The sequence below is a fragment of the Ruegeria sp. CI5 genome, from assembly GCF_056536885.1.
Map to the genome: position 1 here is coordinate 314232 of NZ_JBQFQN010000004.1, position 17543 is coordinate 331774.

At 60.7% G+C, this 17543-nt stretch carries 16 protein-coding genes; 3 read left to right on the forward strand and 13 right to left on the reverse strand.

Annotated features, from left to right (window positions below; genetic code table 11):
* On the forward strand, positions 1–1008 hold the full coding sequence (locus ACR0BA_RS14355) for a flagellin (protein WP_480728548.1): 1008 nt from the start codon (positions 1–3) through the stop codon (positions 1006–1008).
* Positions 1005–2099, forward strand: coding sequence for a flagellar basal body P-ring protein FlgI (locus ACR0BA_RS14360; RefSeq protein WP_480728549.1), 1095 nt, complete (start codon positions 1005–1007; stop codon positions 2097–2099). Before ACR0BA_RS14355 ends, ACR0BA_RS14360 begins: the two co-directional genes overlap by 4 nt.
* A gap of 50 nt (positions 2100–2149) precedes the next feature.
* Here ACR0BA_RS14360 and ACR0BA_RS14365 read toward each other — a convergent pair whose 3' ends face one another.
* The 7 genes from ACR0BA_RS14365 to ACR0BA_RS14395 form a co-directional block, all read right to left on the reverse strand.
* On the reverse strand, positions 2150–2794 hold the full coding sequence (locus ACR0BA_RS14365; protein WP_480728551.1) for a DUF1523 family protein: 645 nt from the start codon (positions 2792–2794) through the stop codon (positions 2150–2152).
* Positions 2795–2804: 10 nt separating this feature from the next.
* A complete protein-coding gene (locus ACR0BA_RS14370; protein ID WP_093963662.1) occupies positions 2805–3071 on the reverse strand; it encodes a hypothetical protein in 267 nt (88 codons plus the stop codon).
* Position 3072: 1 nt separating this feature from the next.
* Positions 3073–4410 (reverse strand): DUF6638 family protein, encoded by a 1338-nt coding sequence (locus ACR0BA_RS14375; protein WP_480728553.1) that lies wholly within the window; start codon positions 4408–4410, stop codon positions 3073–3075.
* Between the two features lie 420 nt (positions 4411–4830).
* On the reverse strand, positions 4831–6762 hold the full coding sequence (locus ACR0BA_RS14380) for an AAA family ATPase (protein WP_480728555.1): 1932 nt from the start codon (positions 6760–6762) through the stop codon (positions 4831–4833).
* Between the two features lie 21 nt (positions 6763–6783).
* Entirely contained in the window at positions 6784–7902 is a 1119-nt protein-coding gene (locus tag ACR0BA_RS14385) for a hypothetical protein (protein ID WP_480728557.1), read from the reverse strand.
* 33 nt (positions 7903–7935) lie between these two features.
* Positions 7936–8310 carry a hypothetical protein gene (locus ACR0BA_RS14390; RefSeq protein WP_480728559.1) on the reverse strand — a complete coding sequence of 125 codons (375 nt, stop codon included), beginning with the start codon at positions 8308–8310 and terminating at the stop codon, positions 7936–7938.
* 6 nt (positions 8311–8316) lie between these two features.
* Positions 8317–9396, reverse strand: coding sequence for a hypothetical protein (locus ACR0BA_RS14395; protein WP_480728561.1), 1080 nt, complete (start codon positions 9394–9396; stop codon positions 8317–8319).
* A gap of 289 nt (positions 9397–9685) precedes the next feature.
* Between ACR0BA_RS14395 and ACR0BA_RS14400 the strand changes: the two genes are divergently transcribed.
* The gene (locus ACR0BA_RS14400; protein WP_170342490.1) at positions 9686–11161 is read left to right on the forward strand and encodes an NAD-dependent succinate-semialdehyde dehydrogenase; all 1476 of its coding nucleotides are present in this window, start codon (positions 9686–9688) and stop codon (positions 11159–11161) included.
* A gap of 142 nt (positions 11162–11303) precedes the next feature.
* Here ACR0BA_RS14400 and ACR0BA_RS14405 read toward each other — a convergent pair whose 3' ends face one another.
* The 6 genes from ACR0BA_RS14405 to ACR0BA_RS14430 all read right to left on the reverse strand — a co-directional run bounded on the left by ACR0BA_RS14405 (position 11304) and on the right by ACR0BA_RS14430 (position 17523).
* Positions 11304–11771, reverse strand: a complete 468-nt coding sequence (locus tag ACR0BA_RS14405; RefSeq protein WP_170342492.1) for an Hsp20 family protein — start codon at positions 11769–11771, stop codon at positions 11304–11306.
* Positions 11772–11895: 124 nt separating this feature from the next.
* Positions 11896–12714, reverse strand: coding sequence for a trypsin-like serine peptidase (locus ACR0BA_RS14410; protein ID WP_480728563.1), 819 nt, complete (start codon positions 12712–12714; stop codon positions 11896–11898).
* The gene (locus tag ACR0BA_RS14415) at positions 12711–13502 is read right to left on the reverse strand and encodes a trypsin-like serine peptidase (protein ID WP_480728565.1); all 792 of its coding nucleotides are present in this window, start codon (positions 13500–13502) and stop codon (positions 12711–12713) included. Before ACR0BA_RS14415 ends, ACR0BA_RS14410 begins: the two co-directional genes overlap by 4 nt.
* A 119-nt stretch (positions 13503–13621) precedes the next feature.
* Positions 13622–14944, reverse strand: a complete 1323-nt coding sequence (gene glcF, locus ACR0BA_RS14420; protein ID WP_480728567.1) for a glycolate oxidase subunit GlcF — start codon at positions 14942–14944, stop codon at positions 13622–13624.
* 4 nt (positions 14945–14948) lie between these two features.
* Entirely contained in the window at positions 14949–16049 is a 1101-nt protein-coding gene (gene glcE, locus ACR0BA_RS14425; protein WP_480728569.1) for a glycolate oxidase subunit GlcE, read from the reverse strand.
* Between the two features lie 25 nt (positions 16050–16074).
* Positions 16075–17523, reverse strand: a complete 1449-nt coding sequence (locus ACR0BA_RS14430; RefSeq protein WP_480728571.1) for an FAD-linked oxidase C-terminal domain-containing protein — start codon at positions 17521–17523, stop codon at positions 16075–16077.
* Positions 17524–17543 lie beyond the last annotated feature (20 nt).

Sequence of the window (17543 nt, forward strand, 5' to 3'; positions counted from 1 at the left end):
ATGACCTTGAACTCGATTGGTGATCTGGCCCGCGGTCTGACCTTGCGCGCGCGCAGCACCGAGATCAAAACGCAGATCGAAACCCTGTCCTATGAAATGTCCACGGGAAAAACCGCTGACATTTCTGGACGTCTCAATGGCGATTACTCGCATTTGCTGGACCTGGATCGAAAAATTGCACAGCTGGACGCCTTCTCTTCGGCGACCGCTGAGGCAAATCTGTTTGCTGATGCCACTCAGATCAGCCTCGAGACGTTTGAAACCTCGATTGGCGAGGTTTCGGCTTCTCTGCTCGCGTTTGGGACATCCAACCAAGCAACATCGCATGCTCAGGCCTCGGCTCAGGCGCGCAACGAACTGGACACGATGATTTCTTCATTGAACACGCGGGTCGGTGGCCGCAGCTTGTTCGCGGGAACCGCCACGGATGCCTCCCCGCTGCAGTCGACGGACACGCTACTGGCTGCGCTGCGAACCGAATTGGCAGGGCTGACAACCCTGAACGATATTCGCCAGGCGGCCGAAGATTGGTTCAATGATCCTGCCGGGTTTGAGGCGGTCATGTACAACGGTTCCAACACGACCCTCGCACCTATGCAGATTTCGGAAACCGAGCGGGTGAACATGCAGTTCACGTCCAATGATCCGAAACTTCGGGATGGATTGCGCGATGTCGCGCTTGCGGCGCTGGCAACGGAGGGCGCGCTGGGATGGCCACCAGACCTGCAAACTGCCTTGTTCACCGATCTGGGCGTGGCTCTGGCCAACACCAAGGATGACGTCGTGACGATGCGCGCTCAGATCGGAGCGGCGCAAGCCCGCATCGAACAGGCCGAAACACGAAATGCGGCGGCCAGGACCAGTTTTGAATACGCGCGCAACGAACTTGTCGCCGCCGATCCCTACGAAACTGCGGCACACCTGCAGACCGTGCAGTTCCAGCTTGAAAGCCTCTATTCGGTCACCGTCCGCAATTCGGCCCTATCATTGGTGAATTTCCTGAGATGAGACTTCTGGCCTTACTTCTGATCATGCTGCCTTCGGTGGCGGCTTCCGGGGCTGTTCGGCTCAAGGATCTGGTGAATTTTGACGGTGTACGCGGCAATGATCTGGTGGGATATGGCCTTGTCGTTGGACTGAACGGAACCGGTGACGGGTTGCGCAATTCCCCGTTCACCGAAGAAATCATGTCGAACATACTTGAACGGTTGGGCGTAAACGTCACTGGCGAGGACTTTCGCCCCAAGAATGTCGCCGCCGTTCTTGTCACCGCCACCCTTCCGCCCTTTGCGCGGGTTGGTGGGCAGATCGATGTGACCGTTTCGGCGATCGGAGATTCCAAAAGCCTGCTGGGCGGCACCCTCGTCATGACACCCTTGAATGCCGCAGATGGGCAGATCTATGCAGTTGCGCAGGGCACAGTTCTGGCAGGTGGTGCAGTCGCCGAGGGCGACGCTGCATCGGTTGTTCAGGGGGTGCCGACATCCGGTGTCATCCCCGCCGGGGCGCGGGTCGAGCAGGAGATCGATTTTGAACTGTCAGGTCTTTCCCAATTGCGGTTGGCCCTGCGCGAGCCGGACTTTACAACCGCCGGTCGGATCGAAGCGGCCATCAACCGCGAGTTCAATCGCGCCGTTGCGGTCATGCGCGACTCGGGCACGGTGGAATTGAGCATCCCGGAAACGCGGGCTCCTTCCACCGCGCATGCGATCGGCCGGATCGAAAACATCCTGGTTGAACCTGAAACCAAAGCGCGGGTGGTTGTTGATCAGCGCTCCGGCACAATCGTCATGGGGCGGGAGGTCCGAATTTCACGTGTCGCGGTTTCCCAAGGCAATCTGACACTTCGGGTAGAGGAATCTCCGATCGCCGTTCAGCCCAACCCCTTTGCCAGAGGGGAGACCGTTGTTGTGCCGCGAACCATCGCAGGGATTGAGGAGGACGCCGGCACCGGGTTGGCAGAAATACCCGAAGCGACGACGCTGTCTCAGGTGGTTGCGGGCCTGAACGCGTTGGGCGTGTCTCCGCGGGATATGATCGACATTCTCAAAACCATCAAAGCCGCCGGAGCCCTTCACGCCGAGTTTGTCGTCAGATAGCGGTCCGCATAGGCAGGAAGCCGACTTTCAGACAAATTCCCGGTTTCGTTCTATTTTGACTTCCAACTGTCCAGCCAGCGCCGGAAGCTGGACCTTCGTTCGTCGATCGCATCCCCAGCGGCGTAGAGACCATCCTCGACGCTTTCAAGCATGGGGTCGATGCGGGCTTCGCGGAACCTGCGCCAACGCACCCAAAGCGCCCAGACGCTGGCAAAAAACACGGTCAGGAAAATGATGTTGAACCAGGGAATGATGCGGACGTCCGGTCCTTCGACATGTTTGATGAAGATGGCATTCGGGAAGATCGACAGAAACTCGTTGCGCCAGCCGTAGTGGGTCACGACAACCCAATCCGGATCATCCTTGTCCGAGATCGCGTCGTTGGCTTCGGTGTAAAGGTTGGCGGTATCGAACTTGAAGTAGGGTGGCCAACCCCAGCTGGTATCTTCGTTCCGATAGACGATCGGCTTGCCGTTCGCCCGCACGGCTTGGATGAACTGCACATCGCGGTTCGAAAGGCTGGTCGACTGATCATCGGGCTCAGACCAGAAAATGCGGGTCCAATCCGTCAGATCCTGCCGCTCTTCGTAGGTGTTTACGATGCGGACAATGTCGTGCTGCGGCAGCGAGTATTGCAGGATCGCACCCAGCGTGATCCAGAAAATCAGGATGAACGCCCATTTGATGTAGACCATTCCCAAAACCTCACATGTAGTTCACGACATAGATCAGCGCAGCGATCGCCACCCAAGGCACGATATAAACACCCAGGATCAGTTTGCGACGGAACGAATTGTCATAGACATGCAATCCGCGTTCGACAAAGGCTTCCTTGTTGCCGGTCTTGCCCTTCTCTTCCCACCACGTCTCAAGCTTTTGTCGCCGGACGCGACGCGAGTAAAGAGACAAGGCAAAGTAGGCAATCGTCTGAACGACGAGCAGACCGAGAAACAGGCGCATTGCTCCGAACATATCACTCTTTCCTTACCGCGCCCCAAGGGCCGACCCGTGCGATCACCGCCTCGCTGACCCGGTCTTCGCCGCTCATGTCGGGTTCATGCCCGAACAGTGCGGCGCGGGCCCCGGCCTTGTCCACTTGATATTCACGGGCAAGAAACTCGGCCACATAGGCCTTTTTCGGCTCCGACCAGCCACCATAGGTACGGTAGAACAGTTCCTTGTGGCAAATGAACATCTGGCGCGGGTCCAGCGGGGCAAGCTCGGCCAGCAGCATATTCACAAGATCGCGGTTTGGGGTATTGGCGGCGCGCAGCGAATAGAAATAGGCCGGATGATCCGAAGTGATACGCGGCCAAGGCCCGCCATCGGTCGCCCAGCGCAACAATTGCGCGAGGCCATGATAGGCTTCGGGCAAGCGATCCGCGTGGTTGCGCGCCAAACGCCGCATGTCGCTGCGGTCCAGCCCGGTCAGATCAATGCCCGCATCCGCGGCGGCGTCAACGGTCAGAAAGTCCATCTTCTGTTGCAGAATCGCGGCGGCATCCACGCCGCGGGCCTTGACGATCGGCTCGACCAGATCGTTGTAGTTCAGAAATTTGGCAATCTGGTTTCGCTGCGACGGATCAAAGACATATTTGATAGGCAAATCCACTGGCCTTTCACCCATGCAGATCGCCGCCGGGTGATCCAGATCCGTGAACAAATACATGCCGCCGAAATGCGCCGTCCAGAAGTTGCGCTGTTCAAACGCCGTGTGGCGCAACCGGACAGGGTTGCGGGTGACGTCGCCGGTTTCCTTAGCGGTTTCGATCATCTTCGCGATCAGCAGATCATCGAACCAGGCGTCTTCCTCGGTCTTGAACCGTTCGACCATGCCAGCCAACTGATCGGCCTTGCGCAGGGTGCCGCCCACGGTGTCGGCCTCGATCTCGATCTTGCGCAGGTTCAGCAGGTCGCGCGGGGTGGTGAGTTTGAAGACCGAGTTCACCAGCTCTCCGGCCACCGCATCGGTGGCGGTCAGAGCGAACAGCTGCGCCTCGTTCATCTCGATGAATTCGCGCAGGATATCGCGCGAGGTCGAGAATTTGACGTTCAGCAGAGGCGCGCGTTTCTGCTCGGTCGTCAGCAGGATGAACTGCCGGTTGACCCCGTTGGGGTTGAGATAGAGCGGGTCGTCCAACTCAATCCCCACCTCCGGCGAATAACCCGAGATATCGACATGGAAATCCGTCAGCGCCGTGGTCTTGCCCGCCAGATGTTGCAGCGCGCGGTTATACCGCTCGACCAGAGCCGGACTGGAGATGTGGACGAGATTGCCGAACATCAGGCCTTTTTCGATGAGGCGGATCATGAAGCGAGCCTTTGTTCAGTTGGCAGCCAATCGATTGATGACAGATAGCTATCCATCATGATGCAGCTCTGTTCTCGACGAAAGCCACTTTGAGCCTTCGTACCAAACCATAAAAAGTCACTGGAATCCAAATAAGTATCGCCCAAACTGACCAACCGAATTTTTCCAGAATCGGACAAGGTAAGCCGCTTGTGAGGGGGTCGCCACAAGTCTCCGAGACAGCGAAACCCGTTGCATAAAGAAGGGCGATGACAGTCAATACAGACATAAGCGAGATCGTGATCACGACATCGATTACCAATGCCAAAAGAATATGTAGCCTTTCGAGCGGCTTGAGCCAAAAGAGAGAGAGACAAATATAGCTCAATAGAGAAAGTACTAATAAAGCAACGAAGTAGGGTAAGAAAAAGCTCCAAAAGCTCACCCCTGCCCCTCCAGATACCGCCGCTTGGCCTCTTCCATCCGGCCCATCTCACGCACCGCGTTCTCAATCGCGACCTCGTCACTCTTGTCGGCATAGCGGAACTCGCTGTCGGCGTAGCGGTTGATCTCCTGGATCACCATCTCGACCGTGATCGGCTGGCGCAGCTCCTCGATCATCGCCTTCTTGGTGTCGTAGTCGCGGAACAGGAACAGGTCGGGGTTTTCCATCCACTCGTCGGGCAGTTCGAAATCCATCGCGCGGACCTTGACTGCGTCGGTGATGTTCTTGATCGCGCGGCCGGTGAACCGCTCATCCGCCTGCTGGATCGCCTTGAGGTAGGTGCCCAGCTTGGCGATCGTGTCCATCTGGCCGATCTCACCAGAAACACGCTCATAGACCAGCAGCAAAGCATCCTCATGCGGGCGCGAGTGGCTTTCGAAACTGGCGGCGACGGCCTTCTTGATTTCCTGCGCGGCATAGGCGTCGTGCTCGCCCAGCGGGATGTCGTGGTTGCGGCCCATCAGCAGGTGCAGAATGTCAATGTAATCCTCACGCGTTTGCGGCCCGTCCACCAGGAACCGCGCGCCTGCCCGCTGGCGCAGGGCGTCGTCCACATTCTCGGGGTAGTTCGAGAACATGCCAAAGGTGCAGTTGCCGCGCACGACGGTGTTGGCGCCCGCAAAGCTCTCCATCAGCACGGCGGTGATCTCCAACTGCCCGGCGCTGGACTGCCGGTCGCCGCGTTTGCCGGCCAGCTGATCGATATCGTCGATCGTGCCAAAGCCGATGACCGAGGGGTCGATGATCGTGTTGATGAACGCCTTGGCGTTCTGGCCGGATTTGCCCTGATAGCTGTCGATATTGTCGGTGCTCAGGTTCTGATAGCGGAACGGATAGCCTGCATTCTGGCAATAATCATTGATCAGCCCGGCCATCATCTGGATCAGAGTGGTCTTGCCGGTGCCCGGTTTGCCGTCGCCCATGAAGGTAAAGATAAACCCGCCAAGCTCCGCGAACGGGTTCAGGCGACGGTCAAAATCATAAGCCATCAGCATTTTGGCCAGCTTCATGGCCTGATATTTGGCGATATGGTTGCCCACCACCTCGTTCGGTTTCTTGAACGTCATGGTGAGCGTGGTGGATTTGGCTTTCGACGCGGGCTCAAATCCCCGGATCGTCAGATCGTCGGCCTCGATATGCCAGGCGGCGTTCTGGAACGGGGCCAGATGGCCAGCCGTTTGCGCGCGCAGAGCAGCTTTTTCCATCAGTTGCTCTGCATAGGCACTGGTGGCCGCGATCAGATGGGCATCATCGGGCGCGTGCTTGGCCAGAACCTGATCCAGCTCCCAAAGGGCACCGTGCAGGGCGAGTTGGCCGTTGTCTGTCAGGACCTCATCGATTTCACCGATTTCGACCGTGGTCTCACCCAGATGCGAGGACATCAGATAGGCCAACGCATTGCCGCAGGTGTGCAAGGTGATCAGTGCTTCTGCAGTCAGTAGATCCGAGAATTCGGTCTTGCGCGCGGCGGCAAGATCTCCGGCCAGATTCGCGCGTTTCAGATCGGCCAGCGGGGTCTGGTCCGCATAGGTTTCGGCCACCGCCAAAGCGATGGCAATCGCCCGGCGGATCGCCTGCTGTGTGGTCGCCTGCTGTGGGGACACCAGCGCGTCGCCGTCATCCGCGGCCTCGATCCGTTCGACCAGATGCACCCCATCGGCTCGCGCAGTGCGGCGGGTTACCAACCCCGGCGTGGTCGACCGGAACCGCCGCCCCGTCGACACACCCGGTGACCGTTCGACGGCGGCCTCGGCGGGTTTGGCTATGCGCGGCGCATGCTCGAACCCGTTCAGCAATGCGGTGGCGGCAGGATAGTGCTTGCGAATATCGTCTTCGCGCAATTCCATCTGGTCTGACGTCAAACTCATTTCAAAATCGCCTTTGTATTATCAATATCGCAACACCTGCCCGGACTTGCTGACCACAAACTTGCGCACATCCGCAAAGCCCGGCGGATTGCGTTCGGCCAGAACCTGGAACGGACGCTGGGGAAGGATGATCGAGCGCTGGGTGCGTGTGGCCCCGGTCTCGGCCCCCTGTCCGCCGAAGGGGTCCAACGCAAAGACCTCGCGCTCGACGGTCGAGAACCATCCGGCGCGTTCTTCGATGACCTCTTCGCTGTGCAGTTCTTCGGTGGTCCAGGCCAGAGCCCAATCCTGCCCCTCGGGGGCTTGCGCGTCCTCCAACACCTGCCGCAGGGGGCCGGATTGCTCGGTATAGGCCGAGGAATACATCGGGCCCACATGGATGCGGCGCAAATGTTTGGGGTGCAGGTCGTCGAAATCCTGGTCGAAGCCTTTGGCGATGGTCACCAGTTTCAAGCCACCAAGCGACTGCGCCATCAGATGCGCCTGCACTTCGGGCCAGCGACGCTGGTCCTTGGGCAGGGCCGTTTTACCGCTGTCCTCCAACTGCATCAGGTAGATGACCGGCAGGTTGATCTGGCTGTCATAGACCGCCCAATGAATCAGGAACTTCCGCCGCTCGCCCTCGGTCTCGATCCAATGGCACTCCGGGTCATTGCGGGCCCAGAACAACTGACCTTTCAACAATTCCTTGTAATAGAGCCTTTGGGACAGCGCGAATTGCAGCTTGGTGGGGATTTCCCTGTCGCTGATGATCGTCCGCACCATCTCGGTTTTCAGGTCCTCTTCCGAGGGCATATTCGCCAGATGCACCTGCGCCTGCTGCGCGTCATTGGCCATGGTGAGCAACTCGGCCGCCACCGGAAACCCGCTGTCGCGCTTGTCCATGGCGAGGCTGCCAAAGAACCGCCCGGTATCACGCCCGACCAGCAGGTATTTCATGCTCAGCGCGCGGAAGGTGTAGAGCAACCCCGAGAGGTAACGCGAAATAATCCGCACCTCTTGCTTGCTGATCGCGCCCTCCGCCTCCATCGTCGCGGCCACGCGCAGGAGGTGGACGGTGATCACCTCGAATTTGCGGAAATAGCGGCGCGAGGCGAAGGTGTCGGTCAGACCGACATGGTCTTGGGTGGGGTTAGTCATTGGCGGCTCTCAGCAGCATTTCACCTATTGAAATCACTGCAGTTCATCCTTGACGGAAGGCACTCTTCCTAACGCATCGAGTTCAAAGAAACTAAAGACCATATTGGCCTCCGATTGGTGCGCATTGAAAAATTTTGGCTCTCGGCTCATAATTGTGTGAGCAGTCATGGAAAACAGCGCTCGCGCGAGATTTCCGAAACACCCAAGCAAAATAAACAGAAGTGTTAGAAAGAGTATCGCGACCAGAATTCCGTTTATGCCGTCCTGACTGGTGATAAGAAATGGTGCGTCAGCACCAATTTTCGCCAAGGAAACACCGTCGTCAGAGAACAGTGAAACTAATCCCCCTGCAACCGTGATCAAAATGCCTGAAAGGCCAAATTTACGAAATACTTTCCAGTTCCACATTAGGGGTTATCCCCCATACAAATTCTTATCATGCTTCTCGACAATCGAGGCAAACCGGCGGGCAAAGCGTTCGTCCGCCTTGGCCTTTTTCTCCAACACGTCGCGGGCAAAGACCATGTGATCCTCGTGCGCCTCGAGCATGTCGGCCATCTTCTGGTTGGTCGCGGTGCCGATGGCGGCCATGGCGGTTTGCGCCTCCTGATCCGTTTGCACACCGATCTCGTTGATGCGGTGGGCCACGTCCTGCTGCTGCGCGGTTTTCAGCGATTTGGTCAGGGCGTCATACAGCACCACGCGCTGTTGCGTGTCTGTCTGCAGCTTGTTGATCAGCACCATCTGCGTCGCCGCCTGGTTCTGCAGTGAGTCGACCCAGGTCTTGCCCTTTTCGATATAGCGCTCCAGCGTCTGGGACTTGGCCAGCTTGACCTGCTCTTCCTGAACCTTCGCGTTGTATTGCTTGTTCAGTTCGGCCAGTTCGGTTTCGAGCTTGGTGCGCGCGGCGGCGTCCTGCTCGACACTGATCTTGTTTTCAAGCGTGATGATCGCCGGGTCCATGCCCTGAATCTGGGTACGCAACGCTTCCAGTTCGGCCACGGTCGCCTCGCGGTCGTCCAGCGTGACGGTCAGGTTGTTCTCAACCTTCACGCGCTGCTCTTCCAGCACGGCCAGTTGTCCTTCCAGCAGCTTCACGATCACGTCTGATTTCGCGATCAGGTCCTGCAGTTTGTCGTCGATATTGGCTGAGCGCATCCGTTCTTGGCGCATGGACTCGGATTTACCCTTCGAGAAGATGCCCACTAACGATTCCCACCCGGTCTTCGAGCGCATTTGGTCGAAATCCTTGGAAAACGCGCTGGTGACGTCGTCCAGCCCCATGATCAGTTCGGCGATGTTCGCGTTCATCACCTCGGTGTGGGCGTGCACGTCTTCAAGCGTGGCATTTTCGATGTCGATATCCGCTTCGGCCGTTCCGATCTTGGCGCGTGCGGCCTCGATCCGCGAGGTCAGCCCTTCGATCTGCGACTGGCTTTCACGCACCTTGGCCTGGGTTTCCTCGATCAATGCTTCGAATTGCTGGTTCGACATCTGTCCAATCCTTGTTTTTCTTATCTACCCAACAAGATAGGAAATGTTATAACGATTTACATCCCCCTGGGTCTCTCAAATCACCGGAACTTTGGCAAAACCCTATCGAAAAAGATAGGCGTCAAAACCAACAGCTGGCTGGCTTTTGATGCTTTCCGGCCCTTGCATCGCACGCCGATCTATTTTTTGATCAAATCTGGATTGATTGACGCCCCCGGGTGGCCCTAGACATGTTCTGCGCCACCTGATTGGGTACGCGCAAATTCTTTCCCTGCCCGGAGGCCGACCCATGCTGGATACCACGACCGACCTGAAATCGCTTTTGAAGAACCCCGACCTTCTGGTCACCAAGGCCTATATCGGCGGGCAATGGGTCGATGGTGACAACGGCACCTTTGCCGTCACCAATCCGGCCCGCGGCGACGTGATCGCCGAGGTCGCGGATGTCAGCCGCGCCCAGGTGGCCGGTGCCATCGCGCAGGCCGAGGCCGCACAGAAGGAATGGGCCAAGCTGACCGGCAAGGAGCGCGCCGCGATCCTGCGCCGGTGGTTCGACCTGATGATGGAAAACGCCGAGGATCTGGGCAAGATCCTGACCGCCGAACAGGGCAAGCCCCTGGCCGAGGCGGTGGGCGAGATCGCCTATGGCGCGTCCTTCATCGAATTCTTCGGCGAAGAGGCCAAGCGGGTCTACGGCGAGACCATCCCCGGCCATCAGCGCGACAAGCGGATCATGGTGCTGAAACAGCCGATCGGGGTGGCGGCCTCGATCACGCCGTGGAACTTCCCCAACGCGATGATCACGCGCAAGGCAGGCCCGGCACTGGCCGCCGGCTGCGCCTTTGTCGCGCGCCCGGCCACCGAAACGCCCTTGTCGGCGCTGGTGCTGGCGCTGCTGGCCGAACAGGCCGGCGTTCCGGCGGGTGTGTTCAACGTGGTGCCCTCGTCACAGGCCAGCGAGATCGGCAAGGAGTTCTGCGAGAACCCTGGCGTGCGCAAGCTGACCTTTACCGGCTCGACCGAGGTGGGCCGGATCCTGCTGCGCCAGGCCGCGGACCAGGTCATGAAATGCTCGATGGAGCTGGGGGGCAACGCGCCGTTCATCGTGTTCGACGACGCCGATCTGGATGCCGCCGTCGAAGGCGCGATGCTGTGCAAGTTCCGCAACAACGGCCAGACCTGCGTCTGCGCCAACCGCATCTATGTGCAGGCCGGTGTCTATGACGCCTTTGCCGCCAAGCTCAAGGCCGCGGTCGAGGCATTGAAAATCGGCGACGGCCTGTCCGATGGCACCACGACCGGCCCGCTGATCAGCGACGAGGCGGTGGCCAAGGTGCAGGAGCACATCGCCGATGCCACGGCCAATGGCGGCGCGATCCTGACCGGTGGCCTGCCGCACGATCTGGGCGGCACCTTCTTCCAGCCGACGATCATCACCGACGTGACCCAGGACATGAAGGTCGCGCAGGAAGAGACCTTTGGCCCGCTGGCGCCCCTGTTCAAGTTCGAGGACGAGGACGAGGTCATCGCCATGGCCAATGACACGATCTTCGGCCTCGCCTCGTATTTCTACGCCAAGGATCTGAGCCGCGTGTACAAGGTGGCCGAGGCGCTGGAATACGGCATCGTCGGCATCAACACCGGGATCATCAGCTCTGAACTGGGCCCGTTTGGTGGCGTCAAGCAATCCGGCCTTGGCCGCGAAGGCAGCCACCACGGCATGGAAGACTATCTTGAGATGAAATACATCTGCATGGCGGTCTGATCGGACGGACCATGAGACAAGGGCGCCTTTGGGCGCCCTTTTTCTTTTCAAGCGTCATGAAAAAACCCCGCGTCCGGAGGAACGCGGGGTTGTGCGACAACCGAGGGAGGAGACGATTATCGCCGCTTGGGCGGTCTCAGCCTCAGTTCACGGGCTTGGCGTCAACCACGTCCTTTTCGATCGCCTTGGTCGAGGTGATCTCGATCCGGCGCGGTTTCAGCGCTTCGGGCACCTCGCGCTTCAGGTCGATGTGCAGCATGCCGTTTTCCAGGCTGGCGCCGGTCACGCGGACGTGGTCGGCCAGAGCAAAACGACGCTCGAAGGCGCGGGTGGCGATGCCGCGATGCAGATAGGTGCGCTTGGTGTCTTCGGTGGCTTTCTTACCGGCCACGACCAGCGCGTTTTCCTTGACTTCGATCGTCAGGTCATCTTCGGCAAAGCCGGCGACTGCGATCGAAATGCGATACGCATCGGCATCGGTTTTTTCGATGTTGTACGGGGGATAGCTGGGTTGTGACACTTCGCTGGTCATGACCCGATCCATGATGTCGGCAATCTGGTCAAAGCCGACGGTTGCACGGTGCAGTGGTGCAAAATCAAAGCTACGCATGTTCGTTATCCTCATGTTCAGAGCGATTTACGAGTTTTGCCCTCCGATTGGACGGGCGTTGGTGATCGTCGGACCCCGGTTTGGCTGCCCGACACACATGAGATGGGAAAGAAACTGGCTGAGTTCAAGACCCGCCGGAGCTGATGAATTTCGCGCCCGAGCTGGACTTGCCCGAGCCGACCTGCAGCCGCCGGATCTTGGCCTTTGGCTGCGGCGCATCCCGCCGCATGATGGCCTTGAGCTCCGAGACGATCCCCTCAAGTTCCATGCCAAACCCGACCTTGCGACGGCCGTCGGTACCAACCGCCGATACCACAGAAAGGATCTGCCAACGCGGCCCGTTTCGCGCCAGAATAGCCGAACCGGAAGATCCGAACGTGACATCGCAATTGAAGGTAATCAGACCTTGGCGCCGCTCCAGAATCCGGCAGGACCGCTGGCGCGTGATTGCCTCGGATCGGCCGCGCCCGTACGAAGCGATGCTGATCTCATCCCCAGCGACCCGGCCACTGTGCAACGCAAATGGGTTGGCGACGGTGTACGGGATCGGTTGATCCAGTCGCATCAGGGCGACATCGACCCGGACCATCTCGGGTGACAGGCCAACCCGGGGGTCATAGTCGGGAGGAACGGCGATCTGCACGACCGTGCCTTCGGCAAGCGCATGTCCATCGCTCAGGCCTGCGCGAAAGGTGACTTCGCCGGGCGCATAGGTCCGGCCGGTGGCCTTGTCCGTCGCACAATGGGCTGCGGTCAGAACAAGATCCTGCGCGATCAGCGTACCCGTACAGAACGAGCGGTCTCCGATGTCCAGCCGCCCGATCGCCTCCCAACCATACAGGTCGTCCCGATCGGTCAGCCGGCGCTTGCCACTGTCCTGGGCCACCGCCGACGCAGCAATCCCGGCCAAAATCAGGGCCAATGTCACGATACGGCAGGTCATGGCCGGACAAACCTTGCGCCAACGTTCTTCCCAGGCTCGATCGTCTTGCCGGACGCGCCAAATCCATTCCCTGCGGACAGCTCGGTGAGCAGCACCTCCAGCGACTCTTCCAGCGCTGTTCCCAACGATACCCGCCGGCCTTCCAATTCGGCCTTGGCGGACACGACCGATACGATCCGGGGGTGATCCCCTGAGAACGAGAAGATCGGCGCGCCGGACGCACCCAAATCCACGTCACAGGACATGACCAGCACCCCCGAATGCTGCGCCATGACCGAGCAGACCTGTTGCAGCGAAGGGGCTTCTGCGCGGTTGTGGGCGTACGAAACCACTCCGACATCCTCGCCACGCGTTGGCCTGTAGCCGGTTTCAAACGGGATCACGGTCGTATTTCGGATCGGCTGCCACAACTCGATCAGCGCGACGTCGTGGCGCACGCGGCTGACGGATGCGGCGCGGTCATACTCGTATTCCGGATGAATGACCGCCTGGCGCGCCGTGCGATAGGCCGATGCGCGGCCATGTCGCCACCCCGCCAGAAACTCGATTTGGCCCGGATCAATTCGTTGGCGGGTTGCTTGGTCGAACAGGCAATGCGCTGCGGTCAGAACAAGGGTGGGTGAGATCAACGCGCCAGTGCAGAAGCCGGTGCCGTTGATGTTCAGCCGTCCGACCGCCATCCATTCGCGCCCGGAATCCGAGGTTTCAAGGCTTTGCAGCCCAGTATCCTGCGCCGTGGCTGCCAATGGCAGAACACATAACGCTATCGCCCTGATCCATGTGCGCACGCGGTTCTCCGGCATGAGGTATCGGCCAATCTACTTACGCGTGGCGTTTGGCGAAAATAGGGCAGAGCCGGACCGGGCCTAATCCGCACCAGACTGATGCGTCGGCGCATCAGGCCCGATCACCGCAGGATCGGCACCGTATCCGCAGGCTGTTCGTCCCGATCCAGCGCAGGGGGCCGAGGCCCGCCCGTGGCCCAATCCAACAGCTCGACCGTATGCACGATGGGCAGTCGGGTGCCCGACCCGATCTGCATCATGCAGCCGATGTTACCGGCCGCGATCAGATCGGGGTTCCTGGCCTCGAGCGTACGCACCTTGCGCTGTTTCAGCTTGGCCGAGATCTCGGGCTGCATCAGGTTGTAGGTGCCGGCGCTGCCGCAGCACAGGTGGCTGTCGGCGGGTTCGACCACCGTGTACCCCGCCTTTTTCAGCAGGTTCTTGGGATAGGTCTTGATCTGCTGTCCATGTTGCAGCGAGCAGGCCGCGTGATAGGCCACCGTCAGCTCCTTGTCGTCACCCTGTGGCAAGTCCAGCTGCATCAGGATCTCGCTGACATCCATGGCAATGCCCGACACCCGCGCCGCGTCCTCGGCCAGCGGATCGTCGCGGAACATGTGCCCGTAATCCTTGACCGTGGTGCCGCAGCCCGAGGTGTTGATGACGATTGCATCCAACCCCTTGCCGTCCATCTCGCGCGTCCAGGCGCGGATATTGGCGGCGGCGGTGGTATGGCTTTCGCGGGTCTTGCCCATGTGATGGGTCAACGCCCCGCAGCAGCCGGAGCCCTCGGCCACAACGACCTCGCAGCCCAGCCGGGTCAGCAGGCGGATCGTGGCATCGTTGATGTCGGTGTTCAGCGCCTTTTGCGCACAGCCTGTCATTAGAGCCACGCGTTTGATCGCCTGCCCCTTGGGCGCAAAGTTTTGGGGGTCGTCATTGCGGCTGACCGGCGGGATGTGTTTCGGCGCCATGTCCAGCATCGCCCGCAGGCGCGCGTCGGGCATCAGAAAGCGGAACGGCCGCCCCAGCTTGGCCCCGATCAGCGCCCAGCGAAACCGCATCGGATAGGGCAGGATCCGTGCCAGAACCCACCGCAGCGCCCGGTCCGAGAAGGGGCGCTTGTAGCGGTTTTCGATATATTCGCGGGCGTGATCGACCAGATGCATGTAATGGACGCCCGACGGGCAGGTCGTCATGCAGGCCAGGCAGGACAGGCAGCGGTCGATATGCTTGACGGTCTTTTCGTCCGGCACACGCTCGTTTTCCAGCATGTCCTTGATCAGGTAGATGCGCCCGCGGGGGCTGTCCAATTCGTCGCCCAACACCTGATAGGTCGGGCAGGTGGCGGTGCAGAACCCGCAATGCACGCAGTTGCGCAAAATCTCGTTCGCGCGGCGGGTGCCGGGGTCTTTCAACTGGTCTTCGGTGAATGTGGTCTGCATCGCCCTATCCCATCAGCCCGGGGTTGAACACGCCGCGCGGGTCGAATTTCTGTCGAATCCCCTGTGTCAGAGCCGCAATACCCTGCGGTTCCGGCTGGAACAGGCCCAGCCGGGCAAGGGTATCGGCCCCGGCCCGCACCAGCGTGGCGTGGCCGGAAAACGCGCCAATGCGCCCGCGCAGGTCGGTGCCTGCGGGCACCAGCGCCCAGATCAACCCGCCGCCCCAGTCGAGCAGGGTCCGGTCGGCCTCGACCCGCGCGGCGATTTCGGGCGCGTCGCCGGGTTTGACCGAAATCCGCCAGACATCGCCGGGCGTGTCGGCGAAATCGGCCGCATCGCGGATCGTCTGCCACAGGGCATCCGACGGCTCGACCGGATCAACCGCGCCGAACCGGCCCAGCAACTCCTGCAGACGCCCGGTGCGATATGAGACCGATTCCGCAAACCCCTCGATCCGGATCAAGGCGCGCTGCTGCTGCGGATCATAGGCTGCGCCGGTGACCTCAAAGGGTGATTTCAGCGCCTCGGACAGGAAGCGAACCGCAGTCGCTGCGTCCTTGGCGGGTACGGCCAGCGTCGCGCTGGCCTCGGGTTTGGGAAGCACCTTCAGTGACACCTCGGTCAGCACGCCCAGCGTGCCCCAGGACCCGGCCATCAGCTTGACCAGGTCATAGCCGGTGACGTTCTTCATCACCCGCCCGCCATTCTTGATGATCTGCCCCTGCCCGTCGACAAAGCGCACGCCCAGCAGGAAATCGCGGCAGGCCCCGGCCTGGATCCGGCGCGGCCCCGAGACGTTGGCGGACACGACACCGCCGATCGTGGGCGCGCCCGAGGACCCCAGCAAGGCCCGATGGTCCATCGGCTCGAATGCCAGTTGCTGGCCTTCGGCCTCCAACGCGGCCTCGATCTCGGCCAGCGGGGTTCCGGCCTGCGCCACAAGCGTCAGCGCCCCGGGCTCGTACAGGGTGATCCCGCGCAGCCCCTCGGTGCTCAGCATCCGGCCGGGGCCCGTCACACCGCGCGTGCCGCCACCGACAACGCGTACCGGTTCGTTCAGGCCGGCCACGATTTCGGCCAGTTCAGACTCTGATTCAGGTCTCATTGCGGGGTCCGTTCTGTCTTGGGAGTCATTCCGCCGCCATCGGCACGACGCGCCGGGCCGCGCTGGCATCCAGCGGGAACACCTTGGCGGGGTTCAGCAGCCATTTCGGGTCGAACACGTCCTTGACGGCCATCTGCGCCTCAAGGTCCTGAGGCGCGTATTGATGATGCATCAGGTCGCGTTTTTCGATGCCCACCCCATGCTCGCCGGTCAGGCAGCCGCCGGCATCGACGCACAGTTTCAGGATCTCGGCCCCGAAGGCCTCGCACTTTTCCAGATCCCCGGGCTTGTTCGCGTCGAACAGAATCAGCGGGTGCATGTTGCCGTCGCCGGCGTGGAACACGTTGCCCACGGGCAAGCCAAACTCTTTGCTCAGTTCGCCGATGCGGCGCAGCACGTCCGGCAGGGCCGACACCGGGATCGTGCCGTCCAGGCACATATAGTCGTTGATCTGCCCCATCGCGCCAAAGGCCGATTTCCGGCCCAGCCAGATGCGGGCGCTTTCCTCGGCCGACTGGCTTTCGCGCAGTTCGACCGGGTTGTGGCGTTTGGCGATCTCGACGATCTTGGCCAGCTGGCTGTCGATCTCGGCATCCGAGCCCTCGACCTCGACGATCAGCAGCGCCTCGCAATTCGGATAGCCGGCATGGGCAAAATTCTCGCAGGCTTCGATGCACAGCCGGTCCATGAACTCGATCGCCACGGGCAGGATGCCGGATTTGATGATGTCCGAGACGCATTCGCCCGCCACCGCGTTGTCATCAAAGCCCATCAGGACCGGGCGCGCGCCCTCGGGCTTGCGGAGGATGCGCAGCGTCGCCTCGGTGACGACCCCCAGCTGACCTTCCGAGCCGCAGACCACGCCCAACAGGTCCAGCCCGCCGGAATCCAGATGCGCGCCGCCGATCTCGACCACGCGGCCATCCATCAGCACCATCGTCACGCCCAGCAGGTTGTTGGTGGTCACGCCGTATTTCAGGCAATGCGCGCCGCCCGAGTTCATCGCGATATTGCCCGCGATGGCGCAGGCCAGCTGCGACGACGGATCGGGCGCATAGAAGAAATCCTGCTCTTCGACCGCGCCGGTGACGCTCAGATTGGTGCGGCCGGTCTGCACGCGGATGAAGCGGTTGTCATAGTCAACCTCAAGCACCTCGTTCATGCGGGCCACGCCCAGGATCACGCAATCGGCGGTGGGCAGCGCCCCACCAGCCAGCGAGGTCCCGGCCCCGCGCGGCACGACCGGCACGCCTTCGTCATGGCAGATGCGCAGAATGTCCGAAACCTCCTGCGTCGAGGACGGCAGAACCGCGATCATCGGCGCGCATTTGTAGGCGGTCAGGGCGTCGCATTCATAGGCGCGGGTTTCGGCCGGGTCGGCGATGATGGCATCTTCGGGCAGGACCTGCCGCAGACGGGCAAGCACGCTGACCTTGCGGGCCAGAACGTCGGGGTTGGGCTGTGGCATGTCCATGGCGAGTCCTCCGGTTTGGT